This is a genomic window from Pyxidicoccus xibeiensis (genome assembly GCF_024198175.1).
GTDB classification, from domain to species: domain Bacteria; phylum Myxococcota; class Myxococcia; order Myxococcales; family Myxococcaceae; genus Myxococcus; species Myxococcus xibeiensis.
The window spans coordinates 1136532-1161187 of sequence record NZ_JAJVKV010000002.1; the positions used below are offsets into that span (position 1 = coordinate 1136532).

Consider the following 24656-nt stretch of genomic DNA (forward strand, 5'->3'; position numbering starts at 1 on the left):
GCCCGCTTTCGCAGGCGGTTCGACGCTCCACACCCACCAGCCATTTAATTGTGACCGCGTGACGTAAGTCAGCGGCAACGTTGGAGAAAATCGATCTCCAATTTGTCCCGGGCCCGCTGGACCCGTTTCCGAGCGGCTGCGTACTCGATACCGAGCTGTTGGGAGATCTCCAGCTCGCTCATGTCGTCGAAGTAATGCATCAAGAGAACCTGACGGTGTTCAGCTCCCAGGGCACACAGGGACTTCTGCAAGGCGAGCTGGGTCTCGCGCCGAACGTAGTCGTCGTCAGGCCGCAGGGTGCAAGAGGGCTCTGGCTCGAGGTCAATCGGGCATGACCTGGCGCTTCTCAACCCGTTGAGGGCACGATTCCGGACGGAACGCAGGAAGAACTGCTCGAAGTCGCGATACCGGTCGGAATGCAGGCAGACGCTGAGCAGGGATTCATAGACGATATCCGGTGCGTCAGCCGGTCCAACGATCTCGGCCGCGATGCTCCGCGCCTTCGCAAGCAGGGTGTGGTCCTGGTAGCGGCTCTCCATGCAGTCGCGGAAGCTCTGGGTGCGAGACGGCCCGGACGACAGGGAAGGTGTCGCTCCCATCGTCGCGGAAGCCAGGAGCAACTGGCGCGAACACTCGACGGAGGGTGAATTGCAACTCGCGGAGGCCCGGGGTGCGGAAAGCCTGCCGGCACTGGACTCGAGCTCGTCGGCCAGGGCGCCCAGCAGGAAGACGAAGGCGGTGCTGCCCAGACACGCCAAGGTGAGCATTCCCGCGCCGAAAGGCGATGTCCGCGCGATGCGCCAGGACAGTGAGAGCCCTCCCCAGCCAAGCGCGTACAGGAGGTAGGCGGAGTACAGCACCGCCCAGGTGAACGCGGCCAGTACAAGTGCACCTGCCAGCACGGGCTGCTGACTTCGGCCAAGGTCCGGAGGGAGGATGGCCCGGCAGGCCAGCGCCAAGATGACGCCGACGACGAGCCAGGGCCACCGCAGTAGTAGGGGAGGCGGCTTCGTCTGCCCCGCGAGTCGGCGGATGAGGTTCCAGGCCGTCACGGAGGCGGCCAGCATCGCGCCCAGGAGCAAGAGCGCGGACGCAAGGTACACCGCGCCGTCAAAGATGCCCGAGGACAGCGCGCCCAGTCGCTCGAGGAGGTACGCGGCTCCGAAGAACCCCGTCAGCGCCGTCATGAAGAAGGCAAGCCCCTCGATGGGGATGAGCACGTTGAAGGCGAAGATCACCAGCGCCACGGCAAACACCGCGAATTGCCACCAACGCGTGCGTCGCGGTGGCGCGCCTCCATCCCCCGGTGAGGCTTGTCCTGTCATTTGGCAGCCACACTAGCAGTCTGGCCAAGTCGCTGGTGAATCCTGGACTGGAGGTTGTCTCAGACCCGGGTGACTGTCTTTCGTGACCCCTGGCCACGTCTCACGACACGGCCCGCAGGCCCGCGCGCAGGGCTCGACCCTCCGTCTGTGTCAGCAGTCGGTCGACGTCCGCATGCGAACGCAGCGAGCGCCATCGCCTCCAGCGCGTTGCTTGCCCCGCAGCCCGGCAGGGGCCTCCCGAGTGCGGTTTCCTCATCCCGGCAGGGCCGCATCGAAGAACGTCACGAGGCCTGGCGTGCATCGAGTGCCCGAACGCCCGAGCATCGCGAGCTGCTGCGAGGGCCTCTCCATCCGTCATGGCTTCGGCCCGCGCCGCTCCCTCGCCCGAAGGTGAATCACTCAACACGTGCAGCCCCAGGGCTTCGCGCGCGGCGGTTGCCGGACTACCGCCCTCCGCCATGGCCTGGGGACGCTTCGTTTCCGCGGGCGGAGCGCCTGACGGATGCGCCCCCGCGTCATCCTCCCTTGCCTCCGCCGGTTCGCTGTCGGGTGTCTCTTCCGAGAGCTCCCCGCCGTCTGGAGGCGGCATGCCTCCGGGCCCCCGGGGCGTCGATTCCTCTCTTGGGCCCAGGGCCCGCCAGAGCGCCTCCGCCGACGCGTCCGCGTCCTCTTCCGTGACTGCACCCTCCCACCTCGCCGCCACCCGCCCCAGCTCCGCGGCCGGAGTCTTGTCGTAGCCCCGCTGCGCCATCACCGCCGCCGCCTCCTCCATCCGCGTGGCCACGAACTGCGGGTACAGCTCCATCATCTGCCCACCCCCTGCCGGACCGACCCGCCCGTGGAAGGAACGTTCCTTCCGCCAGCACCTTCCTACCGGGTGGGGCTGACATGCCAACGGCGGACAACCGGGCAGGTCCGCTCAAGACCACGGCGCGCAAGAGCCCGGAAGGCCCCTCGCGGGTTCAGGCGGTGCGGGCTCCCTCCAGGTCTCGAGTCAGCCTTCCCGAGAGCCTGCCCGTGACATGTGTCGGACGGATACCCCGGACATCACCTTCGGGATGGTCGACACCGACCAGGAAGCGGAGCTCTCCAGCGCGTTCGCGATCCGCTCCATCCCAACGCTGAGGGTCTTCCGCGACGGCATCATGCTCTTCGAACAGGCCGGAACGCTGCCAGCGGCGGCGCTCAAGGACCTCATCCGCCAGCGTCACGCGCTGGACATGAACGAGGTGCGCAGGCAGCTCGTGGCGTGCGAGGCCGGGCAGAAGCCCGGCGGCGCCCCCAGGTCTGACGCCAGCGGCCAAGTGTAGCGGTTAGCCACGATTTCCGGGCCCTCTGTCCAGGGCGATCATCCACTCCACCCCTCACCCGGAGTCCCCATGCACCGACGTCTCTTGCTGGCCGCTGTCTCCGTCTTCTCGATGATCCCCGCCACGAGTTTCGCGGCGGTCGCTTGCGGGCGCATTTGCGACGGCTCGAATTGCAACACGCCCTGTATCGAGATCTTCCTCACGACTTGTGGGGAAGCAGGCTACTGCGGGCTGGATTCCGCCGCCGCGCCCACCATCGCCGAGGCCGAGTCCCAGCAGGCGGAGGATTCCGACCTGGTATGCCGCGAGGCACGGCCCGACGCCGAGCAGACCACGGCCGCCGAGAGCTGAGCGCAGAGCATGAGCCCGGGTGGGCTTTCGCCCAGGCCCATCGACCCAAGACGCGTCCTGTATGCGCCGGGCAGGGAGTCCGAGCCGGCGCTCCGTGGCGCGACGGGCACGCCGTGAGCCCCGCGTGGGGTGGCAGTCAACCCACGAGCGAGGGCCAGTTGCGTCCCACCCACGCGCGCTGCTCGGCCTCGGTGCGCCACTGGCTGTCGTCGCGGTCGACCCTGCGTGAGGTGGCGAGCAGGGACTGCAGCGCCGCGAGCATGCGCTCGGCGAAGGCCGTGTCGTGGACGACCAGCAGCGCCTCGCTCTCCCAGTAGGCCGCGGTGACATCCAGGTTGGCGCTGCCCACCGCCACGGCATCCATGTCTCGGACGAGCAGCTTGGCATGCACGTGCGGGAAGACCCGCTCCAGCTCGGGCTCCCACTCCGGCGCCGGTGGCATCGCGAACTCGTAGGCGACACCTCCCGCGGCGATGACGGCGTCGAGGCGGCTCCGGACGTACCGGTCCGCGACCTCGCGCAGCGCGCCTCCCGGGAACGGAATCTGCTGGCCATACCAGGGCCGGACGCTCCCGAAGAGGATGTCCACCTTCACCCCACGCCGGAGCGCGGCCACGAGCGCGTGCTGCAGCTCGAGGAGCAGCGGAAAGGTATTCACCAGCACCAGCCGCGAGCAGGCACTGCGGATGAGCGCGAGCTGCGTGTCCAGCGTATGGGTGTCCTTGAGCCCCTCGTGCAGGACGAGCCGTGCCTCCAGCTCTCCCGCCGGCGCAGCGGCGCGGACCGGGAAGGCCTCACCGCCCGCCCGGGTCCACTCCGCCAGGAAGGCGTGCTCGATGTCCGAGACCAGGGGGCCGGCGAGCCGTGCGCCACAGTCCAGCCAGGGCACCTCGCGGTAGTTCGACGTCCGCCGGAGGGCGACCTCGTCGAAGCCCGTGAAGTAGGTCGCCCCCATGTTGCGCCCCGTGATGAAGGCCTGCTCCGTGTCGACCACGAGCAGCTTCCGGTGGTTGCGCTGCTTCAGCTCGAGGATGCTCGGCAGCCCGGACAGCGGCGCGATGGCACGCACCTCGATGCCCGGCGTCCCCGACAGGCGGACGAGGGCCGGATTCATCACCCCGAACGAGTCATGCCCGCTGTACAGCGCATCCACCAGCAGGCGGACGCGCACGCCTCGCTTCGCCGCCCGCTGGAGCGCCTCCGAGAACCGCGCCGTCACCGCGTCGTCCTCGACGATGTAGCACTGCCAATGCACGGTGCTCCGGGCCCCTTCGATGGCGGCAAGCAGCGTCTCCCGGGCCCGCCCGTTGTCGAGCTCGAAGTCGATGGCATGGCCACCGACACACCGGCTGCCGCCCGCGAGTGCCAGCTCTCGTGCGAAGGTGTCCGGCGCCTCCGGCACCGGCAGGGGTTCCGGTGCCTGGCCGTCCGGCAGCAGGCCGCACTCGCTCGGCGTCAGCGTGCGGAGGAACGGATGGTGGAGCGGGTGCTCGTCGCGGGTGACCACCGCGGCAATGGCGGCGCCGGCCATGGCCAGACGGGTGGCCACCCGGAGCAGGCGCTGGGCGTCGACCAGCCGGGGGACGTCATCCGCGCGTGCGTCGTCGAGCCAGGCACTGGCGTCGATGAGGAGCGGCGTCCCGAGTCCCGGTGCCAGCTTGCGCAGGTGCTCCCGGTGCGTGTCGAGCGGCTCGCTGTCGCGCAGACGGACGAAGACGAGGTGACACGCGGCGCCCAGCGTGGCCAGGCCATCCCGTGGCGCTGTCGGGGCGAGCCGGCTGTCGATGAGCGCCAGCGGCCTGTCGGGCGCGAGCACATGGCAGGGCGCGAGCGCTCCGCTGGCGGTGTCACACGCGAAGGCGAGGGCGAGGGCGTGCCCCTGTCGGACGTGGGAGAACCAGGACGCCGGAAGGACCGCGGTGCCGCCCTGGTGCTGCGCGCCACCGAGCGGCGTGCCGCCCTCGAACACCGTCAGGACGCCCGGCTCCGGCACCGAGACGCCGGGCAGGATTCCCACACGCTCCACCGCGAACCGGAGCTCCCTCCCGGGGAGGAGCAGCGAGTCCGACACGGAATGCCGCTCCTCGAACAGCGCGGCGGCGGGCAGCGTGCGCGGCAACAGCAGCGCGGGGACATGCGCGTCCTGCATCGCCCTGGCACCCAGCAGGCCGAGCGCCAGCGCGTGCATGCCGTCAACCGCGTCCGTGGGCGCGAGCAGGAGGTCCGCGCCCCACTGCGAGGCGGCCTTGTCGAAGGCCTCCGCCCGGCCCCTCAGTCCCTGTGAGAGCGCCTCGATGCGCAGCGTCTCCGTGATGCCGAGCGCATGGGAGAGGGTCTGAAGCTCGCCGTCCCGCTCGGGGGCCTCCGTCGAGGTCAGTGCGACGAGCTCGGCGGGGCGCTCATGCCTCCTGAGGAACTCCGCTACCGAGCCCAGGCCCCTGCCATCGGACGCCACCGCGATGGCGAGGCGAGCAGTAGGGGAGGGCGTCCCAGGACAGCTCGCGCCGACCGAGAGCACGTGGAGCCGCTCCCGGATGGCGAGCGACAGGATGACGCCCATCCGAGCCCTGGGCGATGCGGCGAGCAGCGGGCCCACCACCACCAGCTCGGAGCCGTGCTGCCGGGCCGCCTGGAGGATGGCATCGGTCTCCAGGTGGTCCTCGAGCTGGTAGCCCGCGCCGGACTCCACGTGCCACTCCCGCACGCCCTCCCAGAGCCGCTCCAGGGCCGTGAGGCTCGCGGGGCGTGGAGGCTCGAGGTCGCGACGCTCGGGGGAGAGGCCGTAGAGGTGGACGCTCTCGGGAGTCGGAGCGAGCCGGCGGGCCGCGATCAGCACCTGCTCCGGAGCCGCGGTGGCATCGAAGAGGATGAGCAGGCGTTGGAACATGGCGGGCCGTCAGTCCTTCCAGAGGATCTTCCACGGGTGCTTGCGCAGGTCCGTCACCAGCGTGCGCAGCTCGTCGTAGAGCGTCGGGTCCTGCAGCACCGCGCCGGCCGTGCCCTCTCCGGCCTCAATCTTCGCCAGCACCCGGTCCGCGCGCCCGGCAATGCCCTCCAGCTGTCCCGCCGCGTTCGTGAAGCGCTCCAGCGCCAGCTTCACGCGCTGTCCGTCCTCGGGGCCCAGGGCCCCCGTCACCGCCGCGAGGCCTTCCATCGTCGTCCCCGCCGACTTCGTCAGGCCGGGCAGCTCGCTGCGCATCACCGCCGCCGTGGCCGCCGCGTCATCCAGCAGCCGCGCCGCCTTGCCTCCGGGCTGGAAGGACTCGCGCGCCAGCGCCGCCAGCTGCCGCAGGTCCTTCGATGCCGCCGCCAGCTCCGAGGCCAGCACCTTCACGTCACCCTCGTTCTCCGTCAGCATCCGGTCCAACGTCTTCGTCAGCCTCGACACGTTCGACGCCAGCTCCGTCACCGCTTCCGGGTCCTTCTCCAGCATCGCGGAGAGAATCTCCACGAAGCGCGACAGCTGCTCCGCCAGCAGATCCAACCGGGGCGCATCCGTCCCGCGCACCGCCTCTCCCGCGCCCAGCGCCTGCTGCGCGGAGCCCGGGTTCAGCTCCAGGTACGGCTCTCCCAGCAGGCCCACCGTGGCCACCGTCACCCGCGCGTCCGTGCGCAATGCGCCGACGGCCTCCGGGGCCACGGCCAGCTCCATGCGCACCGGCATCGGCCGGCCCTGTGCGTCCCGCCGCTCGGGCAGGAGGCGAATCGCCTGCACGCGGCCCACCTGCACGCCGCCCAGCTTCACCGGCGCGCCCTCCACCACGTTGCCCGTGTGGCCGAAGTCCACCGCCAGCCCCGTGTCCGAGCCCAGCGTCAGCTCGCCCATCAGCCACAGCAGCGCGAACACGCCCACCACCGTCGCCAGCACCAGGGCGCCCACCTTCAGCTCCAGCCGTCGCTCATCCATCCGTCGCGCCCTCCATGAACGGCGCCGTCAGCACCCGAAGCTCGGGCGCGGAGGACTCCAGGAATCCCGCCGGCGGGCCCAGGTACGCACACCTGCCGCCCGCCACCACCAGCACCCGGTCCGCCAGCCCCTTCAGCTGCCGGTAGTCGTGCGTCACCACCAGCCCTCCCAGGCCGCGCTGCTTCAGCGAGGCCAGCACTTCTTCCACCTGCGAGGCCGCCCGCCGGTCCAGCCCCGTGGTGGGCTCGTCCAGCAACAGGTAGCGTGGCTTCAACACCAGCGCCCGGGCAATCGCCGCGCGCTTCTTCGCCCCGGGCCCCAGCTCCGGGGGCAGCCGGTCCGCCCACTCCACCAGCCCCACCTGCGCCAGCGCCGCCTCCACGTCCTCCGCGGGCGCCTCCGGGTCCGCCAGCCTCACGTTCTCCCGCAGCGTCCGCCAGTCCAGCAGCGCCGGGCCCTGCACCAGGTACGGCGCCTTCCGCCGCAGCCGCACCAGCTCGCGCTCGGGCCGCGTGTCCACCCGCTCGCCCCACAGCTCCACCCCTCCCGCATCCGGCCGCAGCAGCCCCACCGCCATCCGGCACAGCACGCTCTTCCCGGAGCCGCTCGCTCCGGCGATGAACGTCAGCTCCCGCGTGGACACCTCCGCCGTCAGCCCGTCCAGCACGCGCCGCCGGCCCGCCTCGAACTTCACCTGCACGTCCGTGAAGCGGAGCGTGTCATCGGCGGGGGCGGGGCTCACTGCGGCGGGCATGCTCGGACTCACAGGCGCAGCAGCTGGAAGGCGAGGGACACGGCGAAGTCGATCAACAGGCACCCCAGGCTCGCGGCCACCACGCCGGCGGTGGTGGCCTCGCCCACCGCCTCGGCGCCGCCTCGGGCCCTCAGGCCGGCTACCGCCGCCGCCAGTGGAATGTACAGGCCGCAGCCTCCCGCCTTCAGCGCCGCCGCGAGCAGGTCCCACCCGTCCACGTAGCGCGGGTCCATGAAGGCCCGCCCGTCCACGCCGAACGCCGTCCCCGCCACCACCACCGCGGACAGCGTCGCGGCCACCGTGCCAAGGATGCTCAACAGCGGCACGCCCAGCACGCCCGCAATCACCCGGGGTGCCACCAGGTCCGCGTACGGGTCTCCGGCGGACATCTCCAGTGCTTCCACCTGCTCGTTGACGCTCATGGTGGACAGCTCGGCCGCATGGCCCGCGCCCGCGCGAGACGCGGTCAGCAGCGCGGACATCACCGGGCCCAGCTCGCGGATGAGCAGCTCGAAGTATGCGGGCCCCAGCACGGCCACGTTGCCCACGAAGCGCTTCGCCTGGCTGTTGGCGATGGTGACGAGCACCGCGCCGAAGAAGGCCATTCCGGACATCACCAGCCACACGCTGCGCCCACCCAGCTCGTTCAGCTGCGCCATCGACTCGCGCCAGGGCACGCCGTCCCGCACCGAGGCCCGCACGGTGCGCGCCAGCATCACCGCCGGGGCACCGAAGAAGGAGAGCACGGCGCTCATGCCATCCACCCCGCCAGCAGGGAGGTGAGCAGGAAGTCGAGGACGAAGATGGCCGCGCAGCCCCGCACCACCGCGCTCGCCGCCGCCTGTCCCACCGCCCGGGCTCCGCCTCGCGCGGCCAGGCCCACCGTCGTGGACACCAGGGAGATGGCCAGGCCGAAGGCGCCCGTCTTCACCACGCCTCCCAGGATGTCCAGCGGGCTCAGCATGGTGGCGAACGTCCCGTAGAACACGCGCAGCGGCAGGCCCAGCGTGAAGAGCGCCGCCACGGACTCGAAGAGGATGGCCACCAGGAACGTGAAGGTGCTCAGCGCCAGCATGCTCAGCTCCATGGCCACGACTCTCGGCGCCACGAGGATGGCGAACGGGTCCAGGCCGATGCCTCGCAGACCTTCAATCTGCCCGCCCACCTGCATGGTGGCCAGCTCCGCCGCGTTCCTCGCGCCGATGCGCGCCGACATGATGAGCCCCAGCAGCAGCGGCCCGAACTCCCACAGGACGCCGTACCCCGCCGCCCACCCGAGGAAGGCCCGCGCACCGAAGCGCTGGATGTAGAGCCCCGCCTGCAGCACCACGATGACGCCCGCGAGCGCCGCCGTCGCCAGGGCCAGCGGCAGCGACGCGTAGCCGAACTGCACCAGGGCCCGGGACAGCTCGCGCCGCTCCAGTCTCGGGAGTCCGAGCACCGTACGGCCCGCGACGAGTCCCAGCGCGCCCGCGCCGCGGACTGCATCCAGGCCCGTGCGGCCGAGCCATTCGAGCGCCCTCATGTCAGCACTGTATCCGGGACCGGCGGCTCCAGCCCCGCAGGCCCGTCGTGCCTGGCACGCTCCAGGGCCGGCGCTGGAGACCCGCCGCTTTCCATCCACGTCAGGGCCCTCATGGCAGCACCTCGTCCGGTGCGTGCTCCAGCTCGGGTGCCGGGGGCCCGTCATGCACCAGCCTGCCGCCGCGCAGGTACAGCCAGCGGGGCAGGGGAAGGTCCACCGGGGCCTCGGGAGCCGCCACCAGCAGCGTGCCGTTCCCGGACACCTCCAGCAGCACTCGCGCCACCTGCCGCGCCGTGCCGGGGTCCAACCCCGCGAACGGGTCATCCGCCAGCAACACCGACGGTCGTGCCGCCAGCGCCCGGGCCAGCCCCGCGCGCTTCTTCATGCCTCCCGACAGCCGCTCCGGCAGCGTGTCCGCCGCGTCCGCCAGGCCCACCGCGCGCAGGACTTCCTCTGCCCGCGCACGTGCCTCGGCCTCCGGCACCCGGCGGCGCGTGAGCGGCAGCAGCACGTTGTCGCGCACGCTGAGCGAGTCGAAGAGCGCATCCGTCTGGAACACCATGCCGAAGGCGGCCTGGCTCGCCCGGCGCTCGGTGGCGGACTGCCGCGCCACCTCCTGCCCATTCCACAGCACGCGTCCCGTCGCTGGCGCCACCAGCCCCGCCAGCGCCTTCAGGAAGGTCGTCTTCCCCGAGCCCGATCGCCCGAGCACCAGCGCCCGCGTCCCCGGCGGCAGGGCGCAGTCCACCGCGGCGAGCACTGTGCGCGCCCCGTACCGGACTGTGAGGCCTTCAGCGCGCAGGTCCATGGCAGTCAGTGCCGCCAGCGGACGAGTGTGCCACCGGCGCCCGCGCCCCAGACGTCGCCAGGGCCCGTGCCCCCGAGGGCCTCGAGCGTCCGCGGCGGCGCCGTGACGCTGCGCCACGCCGTGCCGTCGAAGAAGTGGATGTCGCTCACGTCCGAGGACAGCGCATAGAGCGCGGTGCGACCGAAGGCCAGCAGCGCCCGGACATCCGGCGTCCCTCCCGGGAGGGTCAGCCGGGGCTTCGCGCTCCAGCTCCCTCCCGCGCGCTCCAGGAGCAGCCCGTCGTCTCCCGCCACATAGGCCAGCCGGGGCGTCAGCACCTGGACGCCTCGCAGGAAGCCGGTGGCCTCCGCGAGTCCCAGGTCCTCCTTCAGCCACGTGCTCCCACTCCCGGGCGTGCCCCACGCGACAGGGCGCGCCACGCCGTCGACAGTCTCCGCGCCCACTGCGAGCAGCACCTCGGGGCCCACCCCGTGGATGGCGCGCAGGTTGGCCGCCACCTGGGTGACGAGCCGGGGCGCGGCCTGCGTCGGAGCGCCCTCGACATAATCCCACCGGATGACGCGGCCCTGGCTGTCCACCGCGAAGAGGGCCACGCTGGTGCCCCGCTCGAAGCCCACCAGGCCGTTGAGGCTGCTGGAGCCCGGGCCATTGACCTGCTCACACGTGGCGAGCGCTCCCGGCGCCACCGTGGCGAACACTCCCGCGCTCGAGCCGAGGAACACCCGCCCGCTGGCCGTCGCCCACGCCGCCTCCCAGGTGCCGGGACAGTCCGTCACCGGGGCGAAGTCCGTCCCGTCCACGTGGACCACGCGCCCCTCCGTCCCAGCCAGCCAGCCCCGGTTGCCAGGGTAGGGCGCCACCGCGTTCCACGTCGCGTCCGCGGCGCCCACGCCCGGGTCCGTCCTCCACGGCGTCAGGCCGCACGTGACGAGCAGCTCGTCCGTCTGCCCGTCACAGTCGTTGTCCAGCCGGTCGCACACTTCGGGCGCGTCGCCGGCCGCGAAGCGCGAGCTCTCGTCACAGTCCGTGCGCACCGTCGTCGCCCCCGGCACGGGCGCGGTACAGCCCGGTCCCACATCGGTGCCGGCCTGCAGGTCTCCATCCTCGTCCACGTACCAGGCGGGCTCGGGCTGCTGCGGGCTGGAGCACACGGCGGAGGAGACGCCCTGGCAGGTCTTCACCCCCGGGCAGCCCAGCGGCGTGGCGCAGGTGGCCCCCACCGCGAAGTCGTCGTCGTCCGCCGTGCCGTCGCAGTCCTCGTCCACGCCATCGCAGCGGGACTCGGCCTGGTCCGGGCGGATGGTGGCCTCGCCGTCGTTGCAGTCCCCGGCCCGCGCCGCGAAGTTCGAGGGCGGTACGCAGTAGGGGATGGGGGGCGCGCTCGCGTTGCCGTAGCCATCCCCGTCCCGGTCCTCGTACCAGTCCCGGGTGCCGGCCGCGTCGGACTCGCCGGCCACGCAGTTGTTGTCGAGGCCGTCACACGGCTCGGCCGCATTCGGGTGGACCGCCTCGTTCGCATCGTCACAGTCGGTGCCGGGAAGCGGCCCCGTGGCGGCGACGTACATGTCGTTGTCCAGGTCCTCGGCCCGCAGCGACATCCGCGCCTCGGAGACGCCCTCCGTCGGCACCTGGACCTCCAGGGACTGCTCGGCCACCCGGGCCCCGCTGCACGAGCGCTCAAACGCGGCGGCCGTCAACTTCAGGTTTCGGCTCCACCCCTCGCGGCCCAGCACCGCCACCGTCCGCGTGTCGCTGCGGACCCCGGGCTCCACCCGCACCTCCACCGAGTCCGTGCGGGCCGGGTCCTCCTGGTCCACCACCGTCAGCGTGAGGCACCGGGGCTGGAAGGTCGCATAGGCGATGAGCACCCGCAGTGCACCCGCGGAGGGTGGGGCCGCCTCCTTCCGACACCCGGCGTTGGAAACCACCAGCAGCAGCGCACCCACCAGGAATAAACGCATTGCCTGTGCATTCCCGGGCGCGTTCCGGCGCCCGCCTTCCGTCATGACGCAGTGAGGTCAGAACCGCAGGAGACCTGGAAGTCACCCATAGACCGTCGCGCTGGCCACCGTCCAGACACGCGAATGGCCTTAGCTCCCCTCCGTCACCCTGGTTATATGGCGCGCCGCACCGCTCTCCCTGGTCCGAGTCCTCTCCGCCCGCCCATGTCGACCCTCCGCTCCACCCTCGCCGCGCCCCTCTGTGCCTGGCTGGCCCTGTCCGCGCCCGCTGCCCTGGCCCAGGAAGCCGCCGCGCCGCCGCCCCCGGCCCCCGCTCCGGGCGCCGCGCCGCGTGAGCAGGCCGCCCCGGCCGGGCCTTCCCTGACGCTGGAGCGCGCGGTGTCCCTGGCCGCGGAGCGCAACGAGGCGGCGCTCGCGGCCCGGCAGCGCGCCACGGCCGCGGCGGCCCGCGTGTCCCGGGCCCGCGCCTTCTTCTTCCCGGACCTCACGGCGACGGGCACCTACACGCGCCGTTCCAGCCAGTCCACGCGCGATGTGGGCGGCCAGCAGGTGGTGCTCCAGCGGTACAACGCCTTCGGCGCCAGCTTCGTCGCGCGCATCACCCTCTTCGACGCCCGGGGCTTCCCCCTGTACCGGGCCGCGAGGCTGGAGGGTGAGGCCTCGGAGCTGGACGCGGTGGAGGTCCGCCGCCAGGTGTCCTTCGAGGCCGCCAACGCCTTCCTCATCTCGCTGGCGGATCAGCAGGTCTTCCAGGCCGCCGGCCAGCGCCTCGACTTCGCCCGCAAGTCCCTGGAGGACGCGAAGGCGCGCGCCCAGGCGGGCCTGGCCAGCACCAACGACGTGACGCGCGCGGAGCTGGAGGTCGCCAGCGCCGAGGTGCAGCTCACCAACGCCCGCAACACGGCGCAGACGAGCCGCCTGGAGCTGGGCTACCTGCTGGTGGAGCCGGTGGAGGGAGCGCTGGCCCCGCCGGACACCCTGCTGACGGACGCCGCCCGGCCGCTCACCGTGTACGAGGCCCTGGTCCAGGGCGCCGCGGAGCGCCGCCCGGACATCCTCTCGTCGCGGCTGCGCGTGGAGGCGCTGGAGGCCAGCGCGCTGGAGCCGCTGGCCCGCCTGCTGCCCTCGCTCGGCGCTTCGGCCACCTACCGGCTCACCAACGAGGGGGGCCTCACCGGACGCACGGGTGACGGCTTCTTCACGGTGGACCTCACCTGGAACCTCTTCGATGGCGGCGAGCGCTATGCCGAGCGCCGCGAGCGCGTGGCGCTGGCGAAGGCGGCGGCGCTGGAGGAGCAGGCGGGCACGCGGCGCGTGGACGTGGACATCCAGCGGGCGCGGGTGGGGTTGGAGAACGCACAGGCCGCGCTCTCGCAGAGCGACCTGGCGGTGCGCGCCGCGCGGCAGAACGCCGAGGAGCAGGGGATTCTCTACCGTCAGGGCCTCTCCACGGCGCTGACGGTGGCGGATGCCTCGCTCCGCCTGTTCGAGGCGGAGGTGGCCCAGGCGCAGAGCCGCTACTCGCTGGGTGTGGCGCTGCTGGGCTTGAGAGCGGCGGTCGGACTCGATCCCCTGGGGAAGGAACCGTGAAGGCAATGCGACGTGCAGGAACGCTGACTCTCGCCCTGGCCGTGCTGGCCCTGGGCTCCGGGTGCAAGAAGGACGCAGAGGCGTCCAAGGGTGGTGGCCCGGGGGCGGGTTCGGCGGCGCCAGCCGGCGGCAAGGGCGGCCCCGGAGGCCGCGGGCCCATCCAGTTCCCCGTCGAGGTGGCGCCCGTCGAGGCCATGGACGTGGAGTACATGGTGAACGCGGTGGGCTCCGTGGAGGCCTTCGAGCGGGTGCAGATCACCGCGCGGGTGCCCGGCGCCGTGGAGCGGGTGCTCTTCACGGAAGGGCAGGAGGTGAAGAAGGGAGAGCCGCTCGCGGAGATAGAGCCCGCGCGCTACGCCATCGCCGTGCGCTCCGCGGAGGCCGCGCTGGCCAAGGCAAAGGCCTCGCTCGCTGAGGCGCAGGCGGGGGCCCAGCGCCGCGCCGCCGTCAACGAGGCCAGCCCGGGCCTGCTGCCCGCCGAGCAGTTGGAGACGTACCAGACGCGCGCGCTCACGGCGGAGGCCGAGGTGGCCTCGGCGAAGGCGATGCTGGACCAGGCGCAGCTCAACCAGCGTGACGCCTACGTGCGCGCCCCCATGGACGGAGTGCTGCAGACGCGCACGGTGCAGACGGGCCAGTACGTGCAGCCGGGCCTCGTCATGGCCACGCTGGTGCGCCGCGAGCCGCTGCTCCTGCGCTTCAACGTGCCGGAGGCGGACGTGGGGCGCATCAAGCCCGGCATGTCCGCGCGCTTCACCGTGCGCAACGGCGGCGGCTCTTTCGGCGCCCGCATCACCCACGTGGCGGCGGCCGCGGACGATGCCAGCCGCATGGTGCCGGTGACGGCCGAGGTGACGGGCGAGGACGCGAAGGCGCTGCGCCCGGGGACTTTCGCCACGGTGTCGGTGCCGGTGGAGACGCGGGGCGGCAGCCCGGTGGTGCCGCAGACGGCGGTGCGCCCCAGCGAGCGCGGCTTCCTCGCCTTCGTGGTGGAGGGCGACAAGGCCCGCGAGCGCGTGCTGGAGCTGGGCATGCGCACGGCCAACGGCCTGGTGGAGGTGCTCGACGGCGTGAAGGCCGGAGAGACGCTCGTCGTGCGCGGCGCCGAGGCGCTGCGTGACGGGGTGACGGTGCGCGTGGCGCAGGGGCCCAAGCCCGCGCTCAACGGTGAGCCGGGCGCGAAGCCCGAAGGGGCCAACGGCGGAGGTGCCCGCAGATGAGCCTGACGGAAGCGTGTATCAGGAAGCCCGTCTTCGCCTGGATGATCATGGCGGCCACCATCGTCTTCGGACTGGTGGCGGCCCAGCGCATCGGCATCAGCCAGTTCCCGGACGTCGACTTCCCCACCATCAACATCTCCGTCACCTGGGAAGGCGCCAACCCGGAGGCCGTGGAGAGCGACCTCATCGAGCCCATCGAGGAGGCGGTGACGCAGGTGGAGGGCGTCAAGAGCATCACCTCCAACGCGCGCCAGGGCGGCGCCAGCATCACCGTGGAGCTGGACCTGTCGCGCAACGTGGACCTGGCGCTGCAGGACGTGCAGACGCGGGTGAGCCAGGCGCAGCGCTCGCTGCCGCGCGACATCGACCCGCCCGTCGTCTCCAAGACGAACCCGGAGGACCAGCCCATCATGTGGGCGGGCGTGTCCGGGCCCTTCTCCCAGCAGGTGGTGAGTGACTTCGCGCGCTACCGCGTGAAGGAGAAGCTGCAGACGGTGCCCGGCGTGGGCGAGGTGCAGCTGGGCGGCTCGCTGGAGCGCAACGTGCGCATCTGGGTGGACGCGCAGAAGCTGGACGCCCGGGGGCTCACCGTCGCGGACGTCATCGCCGCGCTCCAGCGCGAGCATGTGGAGCTGCCCGCAGGCCGCATCGAGACGGAGGGCCGCGAGGTCAACGTGCGCGTCATGGGTGAGGCGCTGGACCTGGAGACGCTGCGCGGCCTGGTGGTGCGCGAGCAGAACGGGCAGCCGGTCTACCTGCGCGACGTGGCGCTGGTGGAGGACGGCTTCGAGGACATCCGCCGCTTCACGCGCGTCAACGGCCAGCCGGCGCAGGGCCTGGGCATCCGCAAGCAGCGCGGCGCCAACGCGGTGGCCGTGGCCCAGGCGGTGCGCGCGGAGCTGGCGCAGATTGCCAAGGACGCGCCAGAGGGCATGGACGTGGGCATCCGCTTCGACTCGACGAAGTACATCGAGGAGAGCGTCCACGAAATCGAGTTCGAGCTGCTCTTGGCCTGCATCCTCACGGCCTTCGTCTGCTGGGTGTTCCTGGGCTCGCTGTCCAGCACGATGAACGTGGTGCTCGCCATTCCCATGTCGCTGCTGGGGACGGTGGCCGTCATCTACTTCCTGGGCTTCACGCTCAACACCTTCACGTTGCTGGGGCTGGCGCTGGCGGTGGGCATCGTGGTGGACGACGCCATCATGGTGCTGGAGAACATCTTCCGGCACGCGGAGGAGGGGAAGGACCGGGTGACCGCCGCGCGCGAGGGCACCGCGGAGATCACCTTCGCCGCGCTGGCGGCGACGCTGGCGGTGGTGGCCATCTTCCTGCCCGTCGTCTTCATGAAGGGCATCATCGGCAAGTTCTTCCTCCAGTTCGGCGTCACGCTGTGCGTGGCGGTGCTGCTGTCCTACGTGGAGGCGATCACCCTGGCGCCGGCGCGCTGCGCGCAGCTGCTCAAGACGTCGCGCGAGGGCCGCAGCCGGGTGGGCCAGTGGGTGGACCGGGGCTTCTCGCGGCTGGAGGCCGTCTACGGGCGGGCCCTGGGCTGGGGCCTGAAGCGCCCCTGGTGGGTGCTGGCCTCGGCGGCCGTGCTCCTGGGCCTGAGCGTGTTCGCCTTCCGCGCGCTGCCGGGCGAGTTCGTCCCCTCGCAGGACCAGAGCCGGCTGATGGTGCGCCTGCAGACGGCGGTGGGCAGCAGCCTGGAGGAGACGAACAGCCTCTTCCAGAAGGCAGAGGCCTTCGCCAGCTCGCGTCCCGAGGTGCAGAGCGTCTTCGCGACGGTGGGCGGAGGCGGCGGCAACTCCAGCGTCAACGCGGGCATGCTGATGCTCACGCTGACGCCGCCGGACCAGCGCATGCCGCAGTCGGAGCTGCAGCAGATCTTCCGCAAGGAGCTCAACAGCATCCCCGGCCTGCGCGCGGTGGTGCAGGACATGTCGCAGGCGGGCTTCACCGCGCAGCGCGGCTTCCCCGTGGAGTTCAGCGTGCGCGGCTCGGACTGGGACGCGCTGGTGTCCGCCAGCCAGGAGATGCGCGAGAAGCTCCAGGCCAGCGGCAAGGTGGTGGACGTGGACACCGACTACCAGCTCGGCATGCCGGAGCTGCGCATCACCCCGGACCGGGCGCGCGCGGCGGACCTGGGCGTGCCCATCGAGTCGGTGGCCTCCTCTATCAACGCGCTGGTGGGCGGCCTGCGCGTGGGCAAGTACAGCACGGGCGGCCGGCGCATCGACGTGCGGATGCGCCTGCTGGCCGGGCAGCGCTCGCGGCCCGAAGATTTGTCGCTGCTCAAGGTGCGCACGGCCAGCGGCGCGCTGGTGCCGCTGTCCTCGCTCGTCACCCAGGAGGAGCGCCCGGCGCTACAGGCGATTACCCGCAGAGACCGTGAGCGTGCCATCAGCGTCTTCGCCAACGTGGCGCCCGGCTCCAACCAGGAGGAGGCGCTGGCCACGGTGGAGCGGCTCGCCAAGGATCTGCCGGGAGGCGTGCGGGTGGTGCCGGGCGGGGCCAGCGTGGCGTTCCGCGACTCGATGAGCAGCCTGTTCTTCGCGCTCTTCCTCGGGATTGGCGTGGCGTACATGGTGCTGGGCGCGCAGTTCAACTCGTTCCTGCACCCCGTCACGGTGCTCACGATTCTTCCCCTGTCGGTGGCGGGCGCGGCCTTCGCGCTGCTGGCCACGGGCAGCACGCTGAACATCTTCAGCATGATTGGCCTGCTGCTGCTGATGGGCATCGTGAAGAAGAACTCCATCATCCTGGTGGACTACGCGCTGCAGGAGCGGGAGCGGGGCGCGGACGCGCTCCAGGCCATGCTGCGCGCGGGTCCGGTGCGGCTGCGGCCCATCCTCATGACGTCCACCGCGACGATGATGGCGGCGGTGCCGGCGGCGCTGGCGCTGGGGGCCGGCTCGGAGACGCGCGCGCCCATGTCCATCGCCGTGCTGGGCGGCCTGTCCGTGTCCACGGTGCTCAGCCTCGTCGTGGTGCCCGCCTTCTACGTGGTGGCGGACCGGATGAAGACGCGGCTGGGGACGATGATGGGCAAGAAGCCGGATGACGAGTCCGGTACGCCCGCGCCGCACTCCGACGAGGCCCGGCCCGCCACGCACGGCTGAGCGGAACGGAGCTTCCATTCCACCGCGCCGCCAGCGCCCTCCGGGGAGCTGGCGGCGTTCTCGTTTCTTCAGGGCGTGGCGGTGAGGCCGACCGTGTCCAGGCGGGAGCCGAAGCAGTCGACGCCCTTCAGCGGGGAGTCGGCCCGGAGGCGGAAGTCGCCCGCCTCGGGGTCCTCGAACAACGGGTCCAGGACCACGTTGCCGTTCTCACCCATGACCACGCGCGGCGGGGCCTGGCGGGGGTCCCAGAGGTGGTGCTCGTTCCGGAGGAAGACATTGCAGCGGATGTCGCCGGTCTGGGTGTGCGCGTGGCTGAGGCCGACATACGAGCCCGCGATGACGTTGCGGCGCAGGTCGATGAAGCCCGACAGCACGCCGATGGCGAGCGAGGTGTTGTTCCAGAAGATGTTGCCCTCGGCGCTGGAGACATCCTGGATGCTGTTGAAGGCGAGCGCGTGCTCGTTCTCCAGGAACAGGTTGTTGCGCACCTCGGCGAGTGCATGGAAGTAGAGCAGGACGGCCGTGCCGTTGTGCACGAAGACGTTGTTCCACACTCGCGCCGACGTGTTGAAGTCATGCCCGTCCGCGTAGATGGCGGCGGCGTACCAGTCCCCCGAGCACCAGCGGCCCGGGTTGTAGGTCATGATGCAGTGGGTCTTCGAGCCCACGTTCCGGAAGGTGAAGCCGGAGATCTCCACGTCGCGGGCGCCGGTGAAGTCGATGAGGTTCCGCGCCTCACCCTGGCCGTCCCAGAGGGTGATGGGGGCGCCTGCGCCGAGCAGACGGATGCCGCTGCGCAGGGTGACGTGCTCGGAGTAGACGCCCGGGGCGACGTAGACCGTGTCACCGGGGGAGGCCGCGTCGATGGCGGCCTGGATGGTGGCGTAGTGCTTGGGGACGACGAGGGTGCGGGGCTCGCGGTGCTCGGGCGGGGGCGGCTGCGGCACCCACGGCTCGCCAGCGGGCCCGGGGGAGGGCGGCTCCTCCGCATGGCCGACCTGCACCGTCGTGGGGCCGGGTTCCACCGAGGGCGCCGGCTGCGCGTCCTCGGGCTCGAGCGCGGCGGCTTCAGCAGCAGGAGCCTCGGTGCCTGCCGGGCCTCCGCAGGCCGCCAGGCCCAGCGTGAGAAGTGCGAGTGAGCCACGTTGCTTCCAGGACATGTCCCCTCCGGTACTGTCGTGCGCGAGCCGGCCCGTGTCGCGCGACGGAGTGTAAGCACAGGCCTCCTTCGCTGTGCCCCTCGAAGATCTGAGGCCGCGCCTCAAAGTTTCGAGGGGAGGACGGCGCCTTCGCCTACGCTGCCAGGGTCCTGTTTCCTACTGGATGGAGGCGACGTGAAGCGGCTTGCCCGTGCGGTGTCCCTGCTCCCCCTGGTGTTTGGAATCGTTGCCATGGCCCAGACCGCTGAGGCTGGCGCACCTCCCCGCATCCTGGCCGTTCGCGCGGCGCGGATGCTCGACGTGAAGAGCGGGAAGTACGTGGCCTCGCCGGTCATCCTCATCGAGGGAGAGCGCATCGTGAAGGCGGGCTCCGGCCTGGCGGTGCCGGAGGGGGCGGAGGTGGTGGACCTGGGGACGGCCACGGTGCTGCCGGGGCTCATCGACTGCCACACCCACCTGATGGCGCGCTGGGCGGAGACGCCGGGCGGCTACGAGCAGGGCCTGCTCACGAAGTCCCAGGCCACCCGGGCGCTGGAGGGCGCGGCCAATGCGAGGGCCACCCTGCGCGCCGGCTTTACCACCGTGCGCGACGTGGAGAACGAAGGCAGCGGCTACGCCGACGTGGCGCTGCGCGACGCCATCCGACAGGGGCTGGTGGAGGGGCCGCGCATGCGCGTGTCCACCCGGGGCATCGCGGCGGTGGGCGCCTATCACCCGTTCGGGGTGGCTCCCGAGGTGAAGGACCTGCCCACGGGCGCGCAGTTCGTCAGCGGCGTGGAGGAGGCCCGCCGCGCCGCGCGCGAGCAGCTGGGGCAGGGGGCGGACCTGCTCAAGGTGTACGCGGACTGGGCCACCCCCACGCTTACCCCCGACGAGCTGCGCGTCATCATCGAGGAGGCGCACAAGGCGCGCCGCAAGGTCGCCGTCCACGCCAACACGAGCGAAGCCATCCGCAATGCCATCGCGGCGGGTGCGGACTCCATCGAGCATGGGCATGAGGCGGACCGCGCGGCGCTGGAGGCCATCCAGAAGAAGGGGGCCTTCCTGGTGCCCACCGTCGGCATCTTCGAGGCGATGATCGAGCGCGAGTCCAACGAGGCCTCGCGACGCCGGCTGGAGGAGCGGCTGAAGGGGGCCCGGAAGATGGTGGCGCTCGCCCACCAGCTCGGCGTCAAGATTGCTGCCGGCTTCGACGCGAGCACGGCCTGGCAGCAGGGCCGCAACGCCATGGAGCTGGTGGCGCTCCAGCGCGCGGGCCTGCCCCCGGTGGAGGTCATCCGCGCGGCCACGTCGCGCGCAGCGGAACTGGTGGGACTCCAGGAGCACGTCGGCACGCTGGAGCCCGGGCGCTACGGCGACCTCGTCGCCGTCTCGGGAGACCCGCGGGCGGACATCACCGAGCTCCAGCGAGTCCGGTTCGTCATGAAGGGTGGGGTGGTGGTCCGCGACGAGCTGACGCCGGCCGCCGTGAAGGACTCCACTGCTCCGGCGGCGAAGTGAGACGCCAGGTCCCGGGCACGCATGCGGGCGGACCTCCGACCGCGTGACGCTCTCGGGAGCTTCGGCGGGCAGGTGAAGGCTGCCGAGCGACGAGGGGGCCGCCCTGCTGCGGTGAGGGCCGGCGCTTCACATTGGGCTTCTCTCGTACGCAGGCCGGCTGTGGCGATGGGGCGGGCGTTTCGCAAAGGGGGGCGCTCGTACACAGCCCTGCTGTGCTGAGGCGACGGGCACCTCGTGTCGGGGTGCGCTCGTACCCAGCCTCCCCCGGGCTCGTCGTGTCCGCCTTGCATGGGCAGGCGTCCCTGCGGGCTTCCGGCTCCGGCGTCGCTGTAGGAGGTGCCTGCCACGCTCCCGCTGATGCGCGCGCGGGCCGTGCCCACCGTGACAGTCGCCGGGTGGACGCGGCACGGCGGCCCGCACCAGCAAGGAGGCAACCCCATGGCGCAGCACACCGAACCCACGGGTGACATGAACAAGGTCCCGGTAAAGGAGCGGGACGAGCCCGCGGAGCTCAACGGCTTCCTGGAGGAGCTGCGGAACAGCCAGGAGCTGCGCGTCAACGGAGTCGATGCAGGCGACGCGGCCTCCGCGGTGTTCTGCACCCTGGCGCGGCGCCTGTCCGACGGGGAGGACGTGAAGTTGATGCGCGCACTGGGCGGCGGCATCGGCGACATCCTCGGCGCGTGCACCATCCACCGGGGCTCGTCCCATGCGAAGCGGATGGGCCGCGACGAGTTCCTCACCGACGTGGCGGACCACCTGCGCATCCCCATCGACCAGGCCCTGCGCGTGACGACCACGGTGTTCACCGCCATCCGCGACCGCATCCCCGAGGACGAGGTGGCGGACGTGGCCGCGCAGCTCCCCGACGGCCTCGCGGACCTCTGGCGCCGGCCGGTGTAGCCGCAGGCGGGCGGCCTACCTGCGCTTCTGCGGCTTCTTCAGGAAGCGGCTCAGGCGCACCTTGCCCAGCCCCCGCCCGCCGAAGAGGTACCAGGTGAAGACGGCGCCGAAGAGCGCCGCCGCCAGGGCGATGCCCACCACGCCCAGCACCGGCACGCCCCCGTACATCCACGGCTTCGGCGCGAAGGCGATGAACGCCCCCACGATGAAGCCGCACGCGCACAGGCCCAGGAAGGCAATCACCGCCGCGCTGCGCAGATTCTCATTCAGCTTCTCGAACTGGTCCGCGCGCACCGTGACGGTGAACTTGCCGGACTCCATGTCCAGGAGGATCTGCGACAGCTGCGTGGGCAGGTCCGCCGCCATGGACTGGAACCGCAGCAGCGTGCGCATCAGCCCGCCCTGGAGCTGGGACGGGTCATACCGCCCGGCGAGCAGCTCCTTGGCGTAGGGCAGCGCCACCTCGATGATGTTCATCTCCGGGTACAGGCTGCGCAGCATGCCCTCCGTGGACACGGACGCCCGGCTGAGCAGCGCGTACTCCTTGGGAATCCGGATGCGGTACTTCACCGCCAGGTCCAGCAGGTCCCGCAGGAGCGAGCGCGTGTCCACCTGCCCCAGCGTGGTGGCCAGGTGCCGGCCCAGCAGCGCGTCGATGTCGTTGCGGAAGCCCACCAGGTTGGCGCGCGCGTCCGGCACGCCCACCCGGTAGAGGATGCGCGCCACCGAGTCGCTGTCCTTGAGCGCCACCGCCAGGCACAGCATGACCAGCGTCTCCTGCATGGGGCGCGACAGCCGCCCCACCACGCCGAAGTCCAGCAGCGCCAGCCGGTTGCCCTCCAGCAGGAGGATGTTCCCGGGGTGCGGGTCTCCGTGGAAGAGCCCGTCGTCGAAGAGCTGGCGGAACGAGGCCTCCAGGATGTTCTGCGCGATGACCTTCCGGTCCTCCTCCGGCAGCTGCGCCTGGTTGATCTTCACCCCCTGGATGAACTCCAGCGTCAGCACCGTGCGGCTGGACAGCCCGGCGTAGACGCGCGGAATCTTCATGAAGGGCCGCTCGCGGTGGTTCTCCAGGAAGGCGCGGACGTTGTCGGCCTCGTTGAGGAAGTCGAGCTCCTCGTGGATGGCCCGGTCGAACTCGTCCACGATGCCGGTGGGCGTGTACACGCCCGTCTCCTCCACCACGGCCTCCAGCAGGCGGGCGAGCCCGCGCAGCACGCCCAGGTCCGAGTCGATGCTCGCGCCGATGCCCGGCCGCTGCACCTTCACCACGACTTCGTCCCCCTCCAGCGTGACGGCCCGGTGCACCTGGGCGATGGAGGCGGCGGCCAGCGGCGTCGGGTCGATTCGCGCGAAGAGGTCCTGCACGTCGCGTCCCAGCGAGTCGCGAATCTGCGCGTGTACCTGCTCCAGGGGGATGGGCACCACGTGGTCCTGCAGCAGCGACAGCTCGTCGATGAACTCGGCGGGCAGCAGGTCCGCGCGGGTGGAGAGCACCTGGCCCAGCTTGATGAAGGTGGGGCCCAGGTCGCTCAGCAGCATGCGGAAGCGCCGGGCGGTGGACGCGCGCTGCACCTCCGGGGAGACCTCCACCTTCTCCCGGCGGCCGAGCATGCGCCACAGGCCCGCCCGCTCGGCCAGCTCGCCAAAGCCGTGGCGCGCCGCGATGACGGAGATCTGCCGAACGCGGTTGAGGTCCTGGAGGATCACGTGGGCTGCCCTCGGATTCCTACGTTACGCCGGTGCCACGGGCTTCGCCACGAAGCGCAGGAGGACGTAGCCCACCACGCCCGACAAGAGCGAGCCCACCAGGATGCCCAGCTTCGCGTCCCGCAGCAGCTCCGGCTGCTGCACGAAGGCGAGCCCCGCCACGAAGAGGGCCACCGTGAAGCCGATGCCCGCCACCACCGCCACGCCGTGCAGCTGCCCCGGCCCCGCGCCGCCGGGCATGCCGGACACCCGCGCCTTCACCGCCACCCAGGTGAAGAGGAAGATGCCCACCTGCTTGCCCACGAAGAGGCCGGCGATGATGCCCAGCGGCAGCGGCCGCAGCAGGTCGCCCCAGCCCATGCCCTCCAGGGAGATGCCGGAGTTGGCCAGGGCGAACAGCGGGACGATGCCGTACGCCACCGGCTTGTGCCACAGGTGCACGAAGCGGTTGAGGGGCGGCTCCAGGTCCTCCAGCCGCTCCTCGATGTAGAGCAGCTGCGCGCCGCGCACCTGCTCGTCGCCCGTCTCGCGCACCAGGTTGTTGACGAAGGCGCCCAGCTCCTCCAGCACCTCGCGCCCGGAGCGGGTGGGCAGCGCGGGGATGCACAGCCCCAGCACCACGCCCGACAGCGTGGCGTGGATGCCGGCGTGGTGCATGGCGTACCAGAGCGCCGCGCCGGCCAGCGCGTACACCACGCCGTTGCGCACGTAGAAGCGGTTGCACACGCCCAGCACGGCCACCACCCCGGCGCTGTACAGCAGCCAGTCCGTGTGGATGCCCGAGCCGTAGAAGAGCGCGATGACGAGGATGCCGCCGATGTCGTCGAAGATGGCCAGGGCGGTGAGGAACACCACCAGCGCGTGGCCCACCCGGGCCTTCACCAGGGTGAGGCAGCCGATGGCGAACGCGATGTCCGTGGCCATGGGGATGGCCCAGCCCGCCATGGCCGGGGTGCCGGCGTTGAAGGCGACATAGAGCAGGGCGGGCACCACCATGCCGCCCACCGCGGCGATGAGCGGCAGGAGCGCGCGGGAGAGCGTGCGCAGCTCTCCAGCGGACAGCTCGCGCTTGATCTCCATCCCCACCACGAGGAAGAAGAGCGTCATCAGCCCGTCGTTGACGAGCTCGCGGAAGGTGAAGTGCGCCCGGAAGGACTCCAGCCCGAGCTCCAGGCGGGCGTCGAACAGGGCGTTGTAGCTGCCGGCCCACGGCGAGTTGGCCCAGACCAGGGCCACCACCGCGGACAGGGCCAGGAGGATGCCGCTGCTGGCCTCCAGCTGGAGGAAGGCCTTGAAGGGGAACAGGGCGGCGCGGAACAGCGCGGGGACGGGAGGCGGCGGTGCGGCGCGCGGTGGGGGCGTCTCCATGGCGCCGGCAAGATGCACGCCCTGGCGGACGGGCGCACCCGTTTTCGGCTGCCGGGAGGGCGGAAGTGTCGGTGGCGGATGATAAAGAAACGCGGCAGGTAGGGTGGCGGGTTCGTTGATCCGCAGGTCGGGTCATGAGAGAAGG

The 24656-nt window shown here is 71.6% G+C and carries 18 protein-coding genes; 7 read left to right on the plus strand and 11 right to left on the minus strand.

Annotated features, from left to right (window positions below):
• Nucleotides 1–68 precede the first annotated feature (68 nt).
• Nucleotides 69–1247 carry an RNA polymerase sigma factor gene (locus LXT23_RS12395; RefSeq protein WP_253980330.1) on the minus strand — a complete coding sequence of 393 codons (1179 nt, stop codon included), beginning with the start codon at nt 1245–1247 and terminating at the stop codon, nt 69–71.
• 1100 nt (nt 1248–2347) lie between these two features.
• On the opposite strand from LXT23_RS12395, the gene LXT23_RS12400 reads away from it, so the two are divergent.
• Nucleotides 2348–2635, plus strand: a complete 288-nt coding sequence (locus LXT23_RS12400) for a thioredoxin family protein (protein WP_407692881.1) — start codon at nt 2348–2350, stop codon at nt 2633–2635.
• A gap of 69 nt (nt 2636–2704) precedes the next feature.
• Entirely contained in the window at nt 2705–2986 is a 282-nt protein-coding gene (locus LXT23_RS12405) for a hypothetical protein (RefSeq protein WP_253980331.1), read from the plus strand.
• 136 nt (nt 2987–3122) lie between these two features.
• Here the strand turns inward: LXT23_RS12405 and LXT23_RS12410 are convergent, their stop codons facing one another.
• The 7 genes from LXT23_RS12410 to LXT23_RS12440 form a co-directional block, all read right to left on the minus strand.
• Nucleotides 3123–5873: a phospholipase D-like domain-containing protein gene (locus LXT23_RS12410; protein ID WP_253980332.1), complete on the minus strand. Its 2751-nt coding sequence runs from the start codon at nt 5871–5873 to the stop codon at nt 3123–3125.
• 9 nt (nt 5874–5882) lie between these two features.
• Nucleotides 5883–6893, minus strand: a complete 1011-nt coding sequence (locus LXT23_RS12415; protein WP_253980333.1) for an MlaD family protein — start codon at nt 6891–6893, stop codon at nt 5883–5885.
• Nucleotides 6886–7647, minus strand: coding sequence for an ATP-binding cassette domain-containing protein (locus LXT23_RS12420; protein WP_253980334.1), 762 nt, complete (start codon nt 7645–7647; stop codon nt 6886–6888). The genes LXT23_RS12415 and LXT23_RS12420 overlap by 8 nt, the downstream gene beginning before the upstream one ends.
• An 8-nt stretch (nt 7648–7655) precedes the next feature.
• Nucleotides 7656–8402, minus strand: coding sequence for an MlaE family ABC transporter permease (locus LXT23_RS12425; RefSeq protein ID WP_253980335.1), 747 nt, complete (start codon nt 8400–8402; stop codon nt 7656–7658).
• Nucleotides 8399–9172, minus strand: coding sequence for an MlaE family ABC transporter permease (locus LXT23_RS12430; RefSeq protein ID WP_253980336.1), 774 nt, complete (start codon nt 9170–9172; stop codon nt 8399–8401). Before LXT23_RS12430 ends, LXT23_RS12425 begins: the two co-directional genes overlap by 4 nt.
• A gap of 109 nt (nt 9173–9281) precedes the next feature.
• Nucleotides 9282–9980, minus strand: a complete 699-nt coding sequence (locus LXT23_RS12435) for an ATP-binding cassette domain-containing protein (protein ID WP_253980337.1) — start codon at nt 9978–9980, stop codon at nt 9282–9284.
• A 5-nt stretch (nt 9981–9985) separates the two neighbouring features.
• Entirely contained in the window at nt 9986–11941 is a 1956-nt protein-coding gene (locus LXT23_RS12440; protein WP_253980338.1) for a MopE-related protein, read from the minus strand.
• Nucleotides 11942–12145: 204 nt separating this feature from the next.
• Here LXT23_RS12440 and LXT23_RS12445 point away from each other — a divergent pair, with 204 nt between their 5' ends.
• Genes LXT23_RS12445 through LXT23_RS12455 form a run of 3 tightly spaced genes read left to right on the plus strand, consistent with a single transcriptional unit; the run spans nt 12146 to nt 17870 of the window.
• Nucleotides 12146–13531 (plus strand): TolC family protein, encoded by a 1386-nt coding sequence (locus tag LXT23_RS12445; protein ID WP_253980339.1) that lies wholly within the window; start codon nt 12146–12148, stop codon nt 13529–13531.
• A gap of 5 nt (nt 13532–13536) precedes the next feature.
• Nucleotides 13537–14751: an efflux RND transporter periplasmic adaptor subunit gene (locus tag LXT23_RS12450; protein WP_253980340.1), complete on the plus strand. Its 1215-nt coding sequence runs from the start codon at nt 13537–13539 to the stop codon at nt 14749–14751.
• Entirely contained in the window at nt 14748–17870 is a 3123-nt protein-coding gene (locus LXT23_RS12455) for an efflux RND transporter permease subunit (RefSeq protein ID WP_253980341.1), read from the plus strand. The genes LXT23_RS12450 and LXT23_RS12455 overlap by 4 nt, the downstream gene beginning before the upstream one ends.
• Before the next feature lie 68 nt (nt 17871–17938).
• On the opposite strand, the gene LXT23_RS12460 is transcribed toward LXT23_RS12455, so the two are convergent.
• Entirely contained in the window at nt 17939–19030 is a 1092-nt protein-coding gene (locus tag LXT23_RS12460) for a right-handed parallel beta-helix repeat-containing protein (RefSeq protein ID WP_253980342.1), read from the minus strand.
• Between the two features lie 231 nt (nt 19031–19261).
• Here LXT23_RS12460 and LXT23_RS12465 point away from each other — a divergent pair, with 231 nt between their 5' ends.
• Entirely contained in the window at nt 19262–20530 is a 1269-nt protein-coding gene (locus tag LXT23_RS12465) for an amidohydrolase family protein (RefSeq protein WP_253980343.1), read from the plus strand.
• Between the two features lie 438 nt (nt 20531–20968).
• Nucleotides 20969–21433 carry a DUF2267 domain-containing protein gene (locus LXT23_RS12470; RefSeq protein WP_253980344.1) on the plus strand — a complete coding sequence of 155 codons (465 nt, stop codon included), beginning with the start codon at nt 20969–20971 and terminating at the stop codon, nt 21431–21433.
• 15 nt (nt 21434–21448) lie between these two features.
• Here LXT23_RS12470 and LXT23_RS12475 read toward each other — a convergent pair whose 3' ends face one another.
• Entirely contained in the window at nt 21449–23143 is a 1695-nt protein-coding gene (locus tag LXT23_RS12475) for an ABC1 kinase family protein (protein ID WP_253980345.1), read from the minus strand.
• A 24-nt stretch (nt 23144–23167) separates the two neighbouring features.
• Complete coding sequence (gene nhaA, locus LXT23_RS12480; RefSeq protein ID WP_253980346.1) at nt 23168–24511, minus strand: Na+/H+ antiporter NhaA; 1344 nt, start codon at nt 24509–24511, stop codon at nt 23168–23170.
• Nucleotides 24512–24656: the final 145 nt, after the last annotated feature.

What these genes read in the sequence shown, in the direction of transcription:
- LXT23_RS12445 (WP_253980339.1), top strand. Translation starts at nt 12,146, where the DNA reads ATGTCGACCCTCCGCTCCACCCTCGCCGCGCCCCTCTGTGCCTGGCTG.
- LXT23_RS12435 (WP_253980337.1), bottom strand. Translation starts at nt 9,980, where the DNA reads ATGGACCTGCGCGCTGAAGGCCTCACAGTCCGGTACGGGGCGCGCACA.
- LXT23_RS12465 (WP_253980343.1), top strand. Translation starts at nt 19,262, where the DNA reads ATGGCCCAGACCGCTGAGGCTGGCGCACCTCCCCGCATCCTGGCCGTT.
- LXT23_RS12460 (WP_253980342.1), bottom strand. Translation starts at nt 19,030, where the DNA reads ATGTCCTGGAAGCAACGTGGCTCACTCGCACTTCTCACGCTGGGCCTG.
- LXT23_RS12425 (WP_253980335.1), bottom strand. Translation starts at nt 8,402, where the DNA reads ATGAGCGCCGTGCTCTCCTTCTTCGGTGCCCCGGCGGTGATGCTGGCG.
- LXT23_RS12410 (WP_253980332.1), bottom strand. Translation starts at nt 5,873, where the DNA reads ATGTTCCAACGCCTGCTCATCCTCTTCGATGCCACCGCGGCTCCGGAG.
- LXT23_RS12415 (WP_253980333.1), bottom strand. Translation starts at nt 6,893, where the DNA reads ATGGATGAGCGACGGCTGGAGCTGAAGGTGGGCGCCCTGGTGCTGGCG.
- LXT23_RS12450 (WP_253980340.1), top strand. Translation starts at nt 13,537, where the DNA reads ATGCGACGTGCAGGAACGCTGACTCTCGCCCTGGCCGTGCTGGCCCTG.
- nhaA (WP_253980346.1), bottom strand. Translation starts at nt 24,511, where the DNA reads ATGGAGACGCCCCCACCGCGCGCCGCACCGCCGCCTCCCGTCCCCGCG.
- LXT23_RS12400 (WP_407692881.1), top strand. Translation starts at nt 2,348, where the DNA reads ATGTGTCGGACGGATACCCCGGACATCACCTTCGGGATGGTCGACACC.
- LXT23_RS12430 (WP_253980336.1), bottom strand. Translation starts at nt 9,172, where the DNA reads ATGAGGGCGCTCGAATGGCTCGGCCGCACGGGCCTGGATGCAGTCCGC.
- LXT23_RS12455 (WP_253980341.1), top strand. Translation starts at nt 14,748, where the DNA reads ATGAGCCTGACGGAAGCGTGTATCAGGAAGCCCGTCTTCGCCTGGATG.
- LXT23_RS12420 (WP_253980334.1), bottom strand. Translation starts at nt 7,647, where the DNA reads ATGCCCGCCGCAGTGAGCCCCGCCCCCGCCGATGACACGCTCCGCTTC.
- LXT23_RS12405 (WP_253980331.1), top strand. Translation starts at nt 2,705, where the DNA reads ATGCACCGACGTCTCTTGCTGGCCGCTGTCTCCGTCTTCTCGATGATC.
- LXT23_RS12470 (WP_253980344.1), top strand. Translation starts at nt 20,969, where the DNA reads ATGGCGCAGCACACCGAACCCACGGGTGACATGAACAAGGTCCCGGTA.
- LXT23_RS12440 (WP_253980338.1), bottom strand. Translation starts at nt 11,941, where the DNA reads ATGCGTTTATTCCTGGTGGGTGCGCTGCTGCTGGTGGTTTCCAACGCC.